Origin of the sequence: Kitasatospora sp. NPDC056273, from assembly GCF_042268845.1 — a bacterium.
Taxonomy (GTDB): domain Bacteria; phylum Actinomycetota; class Actinomycetes; order Streptomycetales; family Streptomycetaceae; genus Kitasatospora.
In genome coordinates, this window is the sequence record NZ_JBHJSJ010000051.1 from 1 (window position 1) to 11093 (window position 11093).

The following is an 11093-nucleotide window of genomic DNA, read 5'->3' on the forward strand; positions in this document are numbered from 1 at the left end:
CCACGACGAACCGGGACCTGCTACCGGGCACTCCGGTGTCTACCCGGACGGGACTTCCACCCGCGAGCCTGGACCAGCTTTCAGGACGCACCATGATCGCATCCTAGGCGCCGCAGACCTGCCCACCAATGCCCGTGCGCGCCGCTCCCGGCCCTCGTCCGACGCGGCCCCGGAACCCGCCTCCCACGCCTCCCGCGCCTCCCCCGCCGTCCGCGGCTTCGGCGCCCGGGCGGCCGCGTGCCGCACCGTCTCCTGCTGAGGCCGGGCTTCCGCTCCCGACCCCTGGTTTGTGTCAGCATCCTTGACATAACCTCGGGCGCATGACCGACCGCGTAGTCCCCGAGCCGCAACGGCGGCGGCGGCGACCCACCAAGCAGGGTGTGGTGCTGTCCGCCGAGCTGATCGTCGACACCGCGATCCGGCTGATCGGCCGGCACGGCGCCGAGGCGCTCACGGTGCGGCGGCTGGGCGCCGCGCTCGGGGCCGATCCGAGCGCGGTCTACCGCTACTTCCACAGCACCGACGACCTGCTGCTCGCCGTCGCCGACGAGCTGATCGGCCGGGCCCAGCACGACTGGCGGCCCACCGGCGACTGGCGCGCCGACCTGCGTGCCATCGGCCTGCGCATCCACGCCAGCTACCTGGCCCACCCGCAGGCCGCCATCCTCGCCGCCCACCGCACCACCGGCCGCGCCCACGAGATCGCCGCCGTCGAGGCGATCCTCGGCGTCCTGCGCACGGCGGGCTTCCCGGACCCGGAGGCCGTCCGGATCTACCACGCCTTCGTCGACCAGAGCCTCGGCTTCGCCGCCCTGGACGCCGCCACCCTCGCCCTGCCGTCCGCCGCCCAGAACGCCGACCTCGAGGTCTGGCAGGCCTCCTACGCCCGGCTCGACGCCGCCGAGCACCCCCACATCGCGGCCACCGCCCACCTGCTCACCGCCGACATGCGCCGCAGCGGCTACCCGTACGCCCTGGACCTGCTGCTGGACGCCGCCGAGGCCCGGCTGCGGGCCGCCGGGGGCTGAACCCCCGATCCGGGGAACGCGAGCGCCGCCGGGGGTGGGCCCCCGTGCGCCCACCACCGGCGGCCGGTCCGGCCCCTGCCGCGGTCAGTCCGCCGCGTGCACCAGCTCCCCGCCGACGTAGGTGCGCTCCACCCGCGCCTGCGCGATCTCCTCCGGCGGCCCGGTGAGGATGTCCCGGTCGAGCACCACCAGGTCCGCGAGCCGCCCAACGGCCAGCACCCCGGCGTCGTCGTGCCCGTTGAGGTACGCGCTGCCGGCCGTGTACGCGGCGATGGCCGAGCCCAGGTCGAGCCGCTGCTCGGGCAGGAAGACCCGCCCGCCGGTGGCCTCCGGCTCCATCCGGTTGACCGCCACGTGCAGCCCCGCCAGCGGGTCCGGGCTGCTCACCGGCCAGTCGCTGCCCGCCGCGAGGGTGGCGCCGGCCCGCTGGAGGGAGCCGAACGGGTACTGCCAGGCGGCCCGCTCCGGCCCGAGGAACGGGATGGTCAGCTCGTCCATCTGCGGCTCGTGCGCGGCCCAGAGCGGCTGGATGTTGGCGACGGCGCCGAGCCGGGCGAAGCGCGGGAGGTCGTCCGGGTGGACCACCTGGAGGTGGGCGAGGTGGTGCCGGGCGCCGCGCCGGCCGTTGGCGGTGCGGGCGGCTTCGATCGCGTCCAGCGCCTCGCGCACGGCCCGGTCGCCGAGCGCGTGGAAGTGCACCTGGAAGTCGAGCGCGTCCAGTGCGGTGACGTACCCGCGCAGGGCCTCCGGGTCGACGAAGCTGAGGCCGGAGTTGGCGGTGGCGCAGCCGCAGCCGTCCAGGTACGGGCTGGTCATCGCGGCGGTGAAGTTCTCCGCGATGCCGTCCTGCATGATCTTCACCGAGCCGGCCCGGAACCGTCCGTGGGCCAGTTCCGCGCGCCGCCGCACGAGGTCGGGGATCTGGTCGGCGCCGCGGTCCCGGTCCCACCAGAGCGCGCCGGTCACCCGGGCGGTGAGCGCGCCGGAGCGGGCGGCGGCCAGGTAGGCGTCGGACGGGTCCGGCTGGCCGTTGAACTCGCCGAGCAGCGCGTCCTGCCAGCCGGTGATGCCGAGCGAGTGCAGCAGCCGCTGGGCGCGGAGCAGTCCGGCCAGCCGGTCGGCGGCGGTGGCGGGCGGCAGCAGCCGGGCGACCAGGGCGGTGGCGCCCTCCTGGAGGGTGCCGCCGGGGGTGCCGTCGGCCTCGCGCTCGATCCGCCCGTCGGCCGGGTCGGGGGTGTCGGCGGTGAGCCCGGCGAGTTCCAGCGCCCGGGTGTTGGCCCAGGCGCCGTGGTGGTCCCGGTTGGTGAGGTACACCGGCCGGTCGGGGACGACGGAGTCGAGCAGCTGCCGGGTGGGCAGGCCGCCTTCGAAGCTCTCCATCGACCACCCGCTGCCGGTGATCCACTCCTGGTCCGGGTGGGCCTCGGCGTACGCCCGGATCCGCTCCAGGTAGTCGGCGACGCCGACCGTCCCGGTGAGGTCGCAGGAGGCCAGCTCGGCGCCGCCGAACACGGCGTGGATGTGGGCGTCCTGGAAGCCGGGCAGCAGCAGCTTGCCGGTGAGGTCGACGACCTCGGTCCGCGGCCCGATCAGCTCCCGGACCTCGTCGTGCCCGACGGCGGCGATCCGCTCGCCGACGACCGCCAGCCCGCTCGCCCGGGTGCGGGCCGCGTCGCCGGTGTGGACGGGGCCATGGGTGAAGACCAGATCGGCCTGGGTCATGGGTGGTGCTCCGTTCTCGCGTGGTCGTGCCTGGTCGTGCGTCGTACGGGCGGCTACCCGGCCGCCGCGTCCTCCCGCAGGAAGTACGGCGAGCGCCGCCGCCAGCGGGCCCAGGCCGCCGCCGGCAGCCCGCTGACGATCATCATGATCACCACGGACAGCTCGAACCAGCCGTTGTCGGCGGCGAGTTCGAAGTGGTCCGTGGAGTCGTAGAAGGTCCAGGCGAGGTAGCCGCCGACGGCGAGCAGCGCCGCCGCGCCCAGCAGCGGCCCGACCACTGCGCGCAGCCCCTCCAGCGGGGCGGTGCGCAGCAGGTGGCGGAACCGGACGGCGGCCGCGACGGCGGTCAGCGCGTAGTAGAGGGCGACGACGATGCCGATCGCGTTGACCGCGGCCGAGATCAGGTCGTTGACGGTCGGGATGGCGATGGAGGCCAGCGCCAGGGCGACGGCGACGCCGGTGATCAGCAGGGTGCCGACGGCGGGCGTGGCGTGCCGGGGGTGCAGGCGGGTCCAGACCGGGCCGAGCACCCGGTCGCGCCCCATCGCGTACATCCCGCGCGCGGTCGGGATCACCGAGGACTGCAGCGAGGCCACCGCGGAGAACATCAGCGCGATCAACGGCAGTGCGGCCAGCGGCTGTTCGGCCAGCTTCGTGCCGAAGTAGGTCAGCCCGTGGGCGCCGTTGTCGGCCAGCTCGTCGATCGGCAGGACCCGCTGGAAGGCGGTGCCGGCGAGCAGGAACAGCGCCAGCATCACCACCAGGGCCAGCAGGCCGCCCCGGGAGGCGTCCCGCGGGTCGCGCACCTCCTCGCCGACGCTGAACACCGACTCGAAGCCCCAGTAGCAGAACACCGCCAGCACCATGCCCTGGGCGACGGCGTCGAAGGAGGGGATGTCGAAGGGGTTGAACCACTGGAGCGAGAACGGCTGGTCGCCGGCGAACAGCCCGTAGCCGCAGAAGCCGAGCAGGACGGCGTACTCGAAGACCAGCAGCGCCTTCTGCAGCCGGGCCGCCAGGTCCAGTCCGCGCACCGCGACCAGCGCGGCGCCCACCAGCACCACCAGGCCGATCAGGGTGCACTGGACGGTGGAGTCGGCGTCGAGCCGCAGCCCGGCCACGCTGCGGACGTGGGCCTGGTCGAGCAGCTGGACGATCGAGGAGCCGGTGACGGTCGTGGTGTACGCCATGAAGACGACGGTCCCCACGGTGTTCACCCACCCGGTGAGGAAGCCCAACCAGGGGCTGAGGGTGCGCCCGACCCACCGGTAGCTGCTGCCCGCGTCCGGCTCGACGGCGTTCAGCCGCCCGTACCCGCCGGCGATGGCGAGCACCGGCAGGAAGGCCAGCAGCATGATCGCCGGAAGGTGCAGGCCGACCACCCCGGCCAGCAGCCCCAGGCCGATCCCGATGCTGCTGGTGGCGGCCGTGCTGGAGGCGGCGATCGCCGCCCCGTCCAGCAGACCGAGCGACTTGTGCATCGCGACGTGCGTTCCTGCCGCGTCCGCTCTCGGACCGCCGCCCGTGTCCTTCACCGTCGATGCCAACGGATCACCGCCTTGGTCGTGGGGTGCGCGTGTGGGGGAAGCTCCCGTACCGGTCGTGGGGGGTGACGCGGGCCGGAAGTGCGAGCCATGAAACCGGCGGCGCCGTCACACGTCAATGCCGTTGTCATAAGGCGGCGCGCACCACCGAAAGCGCCACCGGGCGGGTCCAGCGGTGGTCATGCTCCGCTCGACGCGTTGTCGGTGTCCGGAGCCAGAATGGGATCATGCCCTCCCTGGAGACCACTCCGAAGATCCGCGCCCGGATGAGCAAGCAGCGCAGTCACGACACCGGTATCGAGGTCACCCTCCGCAGGACCCTGCACGCCGCGGGGCTCCGCTACCGTGTCCACCGCAAACCGCTCAAGGGCGTACGCCGTGAGGCCGATGTGCTCTTCGGCCCCGCGCGCGTCGCGGTCTTCGTCGATGGCTGCTTCTGGCACGGCTGCCCCGAGCACGCGACATGGCCGAAGAACAACGCCGACTTCTGGCGCGAGAAGATCGAGAAGAACCGCTCTCGGGACGTCGACACGGACGCCCGCCTCGCCGAGGCCGGCTGGCTGTCCGTCCGCGTCTGGGAACACGAGAACGCCGCCGAGGCCGCCGAACGGATCGTAGCTCTGGTGCACGAACGGCGGGCGGGCAGCGTGCGGAAGACGGCACCGGGGCCGACCGAGTACATCACACCGCCCGCCGCCGGCTAGACTCTGGCCACATGACCAGCTCGGACGCATCCGCTTCATTTCTCGCGAAACCATATGTTCTGGACCTTTTCGCCGGTCCGGGCGGTCTCGACGTGGCCGCACACCTGCTCGGTGTGCGTTCCCTCGGCATCGAGTGGGACAAGGACGCCTGTGAGACGCGTTACGCGGCCGGCCTCGAGACGTTGCACGCGGATGTCAGCCAGGTCCGGCGGGAGCGGTTCCAGGACTTGCCCAAGGAGCTGAACGTGCTCGCGGGTGGCCCGCCTTGCCAGACGTACTCGGTCGCCGGCAACGGCGCCGGGCGCGAGGCCCTGGCCAAGGTCGAGGAGGTCATCCACGCGCTGCTGGACCGGGTGTCCGACGAGGAGATCGACAGGCGCTTGGCGGAGCTGGGCGACGACAACAGGACTGCCCTGGTCCTGGAACCCCTTCGATACGCGATCAAGGCCCTCTACTGCCGGAACCGTGAGGGACGGCCGTTCGACGTGATCGTCCTGGAACAGGTCCCGCAGGTCAAGGCCCTGTGGCAGGCCTACAAGAAGGTGCTGGAAGCAGGCCTGCCCGGTCCGGACGGGATGGAGGTGAAGTACCAGGTCGCGGAGATCGCGACGCTTCGCACCGAGGAGTACGGCGTCCCTCAGACCCGCCGTCGCACGATCCTCGTCGCCAGGCTGGCCGCGCACGGCTCCCCACGACTCCCCCGTCCGACTCACCATGCGTACAACCCGCACAACCCGATCCAGGGAGGGCCCCAGGACGAGAAGGCAGTCGCCGGAGAGAAGCAGATCGCGCTTCCGGTGGCGGGAGGCGAGCCGCCGCTCAGGCCTTGGGTTCCCATGTGGGACGTCCTGCGGGCGACAGAACGGATGCCCGAGGGCCGGAAGACGCCTTTCGAGATCAAGTCCAACTACGGCACCGGAGGCGATCCCGAGAAGCGCGGCATCCGCACGTACCGGCAGCCCTCGTTCACGGTCACCGGCAAAGCCTCCCGTAACGTCGTCCAGACTCCGGGCGGTCGCGCCCCTCACGACCCGGATCGGATGACCATCCGGGAGGCCGGCATCCTCCAGACCTTCCCGCCCAACTACCCCTGGGACGGCGGAGACCAGTCCCAGCAGGTGGGCAATGCCGTGCCGCCGCTGTTCGGCATGCACGTGCTGGCGGCGGCACTGGGAATTCCGCATTTTCAGGAGGAGAAGGTACTGGCGGACTGGGAAGTCGCCTCCGCCGAGGACCGCATCACCCTGCGCAAGTCGGGCTGCGACGACCCGGACGGAAAGGGATGCGGTCCCGACTGCCCGAAGAAGATCAGGCCGACGTCCAAGCGTCAGGCATCCGCATCGACCTCCGCCGCTGCCACGTCCCGCCCGCGAACCGGTGCGTCCGCGAAGAGGTCGGCGAAGTAGTCCACCAATACGCTCACGGACAGCTCCGGCGCGGGTTCCTCAGCGGGGCCCGCCGGGAGCGCGTTCCGTGACACCTGGCGGGCGGTCTCGGCCTCGTCGATCCAGTCCAGCAACGGGCGAGGGTCGCGATCGGGGTGGTCGGGTGCGATCACGTCGTACATCAGGGTCGCCGCGGAGGCGTTGACGGCCCCGGCCAGGGCGTTCGCCTCGCGCCCACCGGTGACCGTTCCCTTCGCGACCAGCCGTGCGACCGCCTGCGCGGTCGGCCGGTGATTGATCACGGACATCCGTAGCGCCGTGTTCAGGATGTCCTGGTTGCCGCAGGCCGCGACCACGGGGGCGTAGTCCGCCCCGTCGCGGAAGAGTTCGGCCGCCCACCACAGCCGGGAGAAGGCCTGCTTGTGGTACGTCCCGCGAAAGCGGTCGGACGCCACCTTGGCCGGCTTGCCGTCCTTGGGTTCCGCCAGGTGCCGCCAGACCACGTAGTCCGGGGCGACGCCGAGGGCGAGGTAGTTCCAGAAGCCGGGGTCGGCCGCCTCGCGGCGGGTGAGTCGGAGCACGGCGTGGAGGCGGGGAGCCAGCCAGGCGTCGGCCTGGGTGACCTTGAGCCCGCCGGCCCGGCAGTAGGCCATGGCGTCATCGACCAGGTCGCGGACGGGTTGCAGTTCGCCGCGTCGGTCGGCGTGCGGGAGCGGTTCGGTGACCCGGTTGAGCTTGATGCTCGGCACGCTCTCACGACCGGTGAGCAGGCCCTCGGTGACGAACTCCGTCGCCTCGGCGCCGGGCAGCAGGGCGAGCCGCCCCGGGAGGTAGTCGGGCCGGTCGGTCATGCGTCGTCCCCCTGCGTGAGGCGTTCCAGGTCGTGGATGGTGGCGGAGAGCGTCCGGGGGACGCCTGCCCGCCGGGAGGCGGCGTAGTGGATCCGGGATTGGAGTTCACCCCAACCGGCGGCGGTCGCCCCGGTGCGAGCCCTGTGGACCGCCCGCAGGGCGGCCTCCGGCTCACGGTCGGCGTACACGTCCGGGAGCATCTCCCGGAGCACCTCGCCCTGCCAGCCGTGCGGGAAGACCGGGGTGCCGTCCTCCTCGACCTCCAGGTCGCCGACGGCGGAGTGGAAGACCGCCGTCCAGACCTCGGAGCACATCTGGGCGAGCAGGAGCTCCCGGACGGTCTTCTCCGGGCCGCTTCCGCCGTCGGCGCCGATCAGGTCGCCGAGCCCGTCGAAGTCGGAGTTGACGCGCACGAGCGGGATGCGGCCGGTGGTGTCGACCAGCCACGGCGAGTCCTTGAACTGCTGGAGCCGACTCGCTCCGGACCCGAACTTGAGCATCTTGACGTCGAGTTCACGGGCGAGCGACGGAACGGCCTCGATCACGTCGACGAACCACTCCACGTCGGAGGTGGCGATCACCCGGCCGGGCACGCCGTCCACGGTGGCCACCACGTGCACAGTGAGCGAGGAACGATCGAGGAGGTCGCACCGGTACAGGTAGAGCTCGGCCGTCCGCGCGCGACCGTCCTCGGAGACCGGGGAGAACTCCGTCGTCGTACGGGTGTTGGTGGCACGCTCGGCGAGAACCGCGACGACCTTGACGTTCTGCCAGGGCCCGGACGGGTCCACGGCCTTCGCCGGGAGTTCGACGGACAGGCGGAGCCGGGCCTGGGTCCAGTCGGGGCGGTCCTCGTCCGGCCCGAGGGCGACGACGCGTTCGATGGTGGAGAGGTACTTGCTCTCCAGATCCTCCCAGGGCTCGCCCTCGGCCTTGAGCTGGGCGCTGTCGACGCGCCAGGACACGGTTCCGGTGAATCGTCGGTAGGGGTAGACCTTCACGCCTGCTCCTCCTTTCCGCTGCGGAGTTCGACGACGAGTCCGGTGAGTTGGGCCCGGACCGGGTGGCGGGAGACGTCGGTGACGCCTCGGAAAACGGCCTTGCGGCTGCCCGGTGACAGGTGCAAGGATCCGTCGACCACCTCGCAGCCGGTGACGGCGACGAGCTCCTTCCACGGCGCGGCCGGCCGCGGGCCGGAGCGCACGTCGAACTTGGCGACCGGCGTGACCGGACGGCCCGAATCCGCTCCGGACGGGATCCGGAGGTCCACGGTGACCGACCAGGCCCCCGTCTCGTCGATCACCGCATCCACGTTGTCCAGTTCGGGCAGGGCCGCGGCGGCCGCCTGACGTGGCCGCTTCTTCGTCGCGCCGCCGACCTTGAGCCGACCGGCGATCTTGGCTTCTCCCCCGTTGCGGCGCTTGGCCTTGGGAATGGCGACGAGGTCACGCACGGCGGCGTTCACCTCGGTGGTCAGGTTGTTGATGCGCCGGTAGGCGGAGGGGGAGTAGGAGAGCCGCAGCTCCTCCGTCTGCCCCCACTTGTTGTGCTCCGGCGGCTCGGAGGCCCGGAGGAACTCCTCGGCAGCCTCGGCGCCGAGCGCGTCCGGGCCCGCCGCGCGGCCGGTGAGGAGGACGGCCTGAAAAGGGTTGGTGCCGATCGGCATATTGGGAACGGCACTGTCCTTGACCGTCATACGGTTGCCCCGCATGGAGACCACGCGGTTGGAGCGACCGTCGGCGTCCTCGGCGTCGGTGACCAGGACCACGGCCTCGTGCGGCACGAAACCATGTGCCGGGCCGCCGCCGTGGAGCGGAACCTTGAGCGTCACGGTGGCCCGGGCGACCTGACCGCGTCCGGTGAGACGGTCGACGGTGGCGCCCTCCAGGAAGGCCCGCAGCGCACGGGTCCGGGCGGGCTGGGCCGCGGCCGGGTCCACGTGCTCCTCTCGAATGAGTTCTTCGCCGTTGCGATAGGTACGGACGGACGCCTCCAGGTGCGGCCTGTGCTCACCGCCGCCGGTCATCGCGGCCCAGAAGTTGCGACCGAGCGCGTCGACCAGTCGGGCGTGCATGCGGTGGATGGAGTCGTCGTCCTCGGTGGTCTCCTCCTCGTCCACGGCACCGTTGACGGCCGACAGGCTGGCCACGTCGTGGGCGCCGACGATGAGGAACGACGTGCCGGGGGCCCCGCTCTCACGGGTGAGATGGAGATTCTCCACGGTCTCTTCGTCCGCCCACCAGGAACGGACCACTTCCGCGGCCCCGTTGACCGGGTCGGCACGTCCGAACCAGGCCGGGCCGGCGCACGCCCGACCGTCGACCTCGCGCCAGGGCAGGTCGAGTCGGCCGATGAGCCGTCGCTCGGTGCGCCCCTCGTGCGGTTCGGAGAGGGTCGAGTTGATCAGCACCAGGCCGAGTCGGCTGGTCGCCCACAGTGTGGCCTTGCCCAGACCGTAGGAACCACCTGCGCCGAGATCCCGCTTGTGGCTGTCGAGTTGACGACGGACCACGGCGGCGAAGAGCCCGTCCGCGTAGTCATCACCGGTCAGGCCGGTGGCGTTGTAGTCGTCGACCCGGAGCAGCACCAGGCGGTCGTTCTGGTACATGTCGCGCAGCCCGGCCGCGATCGTGCGCGACACCTTGCTCTGCTTCCCGCCGTCGGCGGTGAGCGCCTCGTAGTGCGGAGACAGGCGATCCCATCGGATGGCCTCGCGGAACCGGGCGAGAGTCTCCCCGGTGAGCTCGTGCAGGGTGTAGCGTACGCGGACCGGCTCGGCCGGATCGAGGCGGGCGTCGAGACTGTTCTGGGTGGCTTCGCGGGCGAGTACCGAGACATCCGCCTCGAAGGCGAAGGCGGCGGCGTTGCCGTACTCCCGGCCGCCGTCGGGGTGGGCCGGCCGGTGGTACCAGTCGACGGGCAGGCCGAGTTGGGCGTCGGCGCTGCGGGTGTGGATGGTCTCCAGGTCGGTGTTGAGCACTTCGGCGATGCGCCGGACGGTGTCGTCCCGGGGCACGGAGCGTCCCACGATCCAAGCCGAGACGGCGGCCCGGGTCACTTCCAGGTCGATCGCCAGATCGGTCTGGCTCTTCCCTGCATTCCTGAGCTGGCGCGCCAGCCAGGGGCCGAACTCCTCAGCCGCCTTCACGTCCCACCTGCTTCCGCATGGCCTGTTTCACGAGGTGAGAGCCACGATAGCACGCACGATTGACAGGGTCACCATCTTGTCAACAAACCCTTGACAGGCGCCGACTTCAATGCGGGAAGGCATTGGACGCAATCGAGAAAAAGGAATCGAGAGCCCTCGCCCTCTTGTCCGAATTAACCCGATGGCCCCTTATGACCACAGTTGCAGGACGCCGGAGCCGCGGGTAAGGTCGTTGCCAATTCCACGGCAGGAGCCGCGGAAGGAAGCCCTGGCACGGGGTGTGGTACATCTTTTTCCTGGGGGGGAATACTCTACGGCTGCCTCCGGAATTCCTTCGCGGATTCCGTGGATCCTCGCGCGGCCCGTTCTCCTCCTGCACCAGTTCGCACCATCCCGTCGTGCAATCCCACGAATGCGAAAGCGCAGGTACCGCGGTGTCCCCGAAGCACTCCCCGAACCACCACATGCGTTCCATCGTCTCCACCTGCGACGCGCTCGCCGACGACCCGCAGGCCCTGGGCGTGTACCTCTACCTGCACGACCTGACCCCCGACATGGTCGCCATCTACCGGAACGCCATCCGTGACACCGAGGCCCAGGCTCGCCGCCCGCGCCGGAACCCCGGCCAGTGTCAGCGCATCACCGGCCGCACTCGCCGCTACATCGTCACGGTCACCGTTCACCGCACCCACTGACGGAACGTCCGACAGT

Annotated in this window: 9 protein-coding genes; 4 read left to right on the forward strand and 5 right to left on the reverse strand. The window is 71.4% G+C overall.

The genetic code is table 11. From position 1 onward, the window contains the following. Positions 1 to 320 precede the first annotated feature (320 nt). Complete coding sequence (locus ACFCY1_RS32500) at positions 321 to 1028, forward strand: TetR/AcrR family transcriptional regulator (RefSeq protein ID WP_117490533.1); 708 nt, start codon at positions 321 to 323, stop codon at positions 1026 to 1028. Between the two features lie 84 nt (positions 1029 to 1112). Here the strand turns inward: ACFCY1_RS32500 and ACFCY1_RS32505 are convergent, their stop codons facing one another. Continuing rightward, positions 1113 to 2750, reverse strand: a complete 1638-nt coding sequence (locus ACFCY1_RS32505) for an amidohydrolase (protein ID WP_375876899.1) — start codon at positions 2748 to 2750, stop codon at positions 1113 to 1115. A 53-nt stretch (positions 2751 to 2803) separates the two neighbouring features. Further along, positions 2804 to 4231: an APC family permease gene (locus ACFCY1_RS32510; RefSeq protein WP_375876900.1), complete on the reverse strand. Its 1428-nt coding sequence runs from the start codon at positions 4229 to 4231 to the stop codon at positions 2804 to 2806. Between the two features lie 290 nt (positions 4232 to 4521). Here ACFCY1_RS32510 and ACFCY1_RS32515 point away from each other — a divergent pair, with 290 nt between their 5' ends. Both ACFCY1_RS32515 and ACFCY1_RS32520 read left to right on the forward strand, forming a co-directional pair. After that, positions 4522 to 4998 carry a very short patch repair endonuclease gene (locus ACFCY1_RS32515; RefSeq protein WP_049649221.1) on the forward strand — a complete coding sequence of 159 codons (477 nt, stop codon included), beginning with the start codon at positions 4522 to 4524 and terminating at the stop codon, positions 4996 to 4998. 11 nt (positions 4999 to 5009) lie between these two features. Beyond that, the gene (locus ACFCY1_RS32520; RefSeq protein ID WP_375876901.1) at positions 5010 to 6404 is read left to right on the forward strand and encodes a DNA cytosine methyltransferase; all 1395 of its coding nucleotides are present in this window, start codon (positions 5010 to 5012) and stop codon (positions 6402 to 6404) included. Here ACFCY1_RS32520 and ACFCY1_RS32525 read toward each other — a convergent pair. The 3 genes from ACFCY1_RS32525 to ACFCY1_RS32535 are packed head-to-tail and all read right to left on the reverse strand — an operon-like array spanning position 6326 to position 10382. Beyond that, the gene (locus tag ACFCY1_RS32525) at positions 6326 to 7234 is read right to left on the reverse strand and encodes a DUF6339 family protein (RefSeq protein WP_375876902.1); all 909 of its coding nucleotides are present in this window, start codon (positions 7232 to 7234) and stop codon (positions 6326 to 6328) included. The genes ACFCY1_RS32520 and ACFCY1_RS32525 overlap by 79 nt on opposite strands. Beyond that, a complete protein-coding gene (locus ACFCY1_RS32530) occupies positions 7231 to 8235 on the reverse strand; it encodes a hypothetical protein (RefSeq protein ID WP_049649224.1) in 1005 nt (334 codons plus the stop codon). Before ACFCY1_RS32530 ends, ACFCY1_RS32525 begins: the two co-directional genes overlap by 4 nt. Continuing rightward, positions 8232 to 10382 (reverse strand): helix-turn-helix transcriptional regulator, encoded by a 2151-nt coding sequence (locus ACFCY1_RS32535; RefSeq protein ID WP_049649225.1) that lies wholly within the window; start codon positions 10380 to 10382, stop codon positions 8232 to 8234. The genes ACFCY1_RS32530 and ACFCY1_RS32535 overlap by 4 nt, the downstream gene beginning before the upstream one ends. Before the next feature lie 434 nt (positions 10383 to 10816). On the opposite strand from ACFCY1_RS32535, the gene ACFCY1_RS32540 reads away from it, so the two are divergent. Continuing rightward, positions 10817 to 11077, forward strand: a complete 261-nt coding sequence (locus ACFCY1_RS32540) for a hypothetical protein (RefSeq protein ID WP_375876903.1) — start codon at positions 10817 to 10819, stop codon at positions 11075 to 11077. Positions 11078 to 11093: the final 16 nt, after the last annotated feature.

Coding starts and splice junctions, on each gene's coding strand:
- ACFCY1_RS32500 (WP_117490533.1), top strand. CDS start 321: ATGACCGACCGCGTAGTCCCCGAGCCGCAACGGCGGCGGCGGCGACCC.
- ACFCY1_RS32505 (WP_375876899.1), bottom strand. CDS start 2,750: ATGACCCAGGCCGATCTGGTCTTCACCCATGGCCCCGTCCACACCGGC.
- ACFCY1_RS32510 (WP_375876900.1), bottom strand. CDS start 4,231: ATGCACAAGTCGCTCGGTCTGCTGGACGGGGCGGCGATCGCCGCCTCC.
- ACFCY1_RS32515 (WP_049649221.1), top strand. CDS start 4,522: ATGCCCTCCCTGGAGACCACTCCGAAGATCCGCGCCCGGATGAGCAAG.
- ACFCY1_RS32520 (WP_375876901.1), top strand. CDS start 5,010: ATGACCAGCTCGGACGCATCCGCTTCATTTCTCGCGAAACCATATGTT.
- ACFCY1_RS32525 (WP_375876902.1), bottom strand. CDS start 7,234: ATGACCGACCGGCCCGACTACCTCCCGGGGCGGCTCGCCCTGCTGCCC.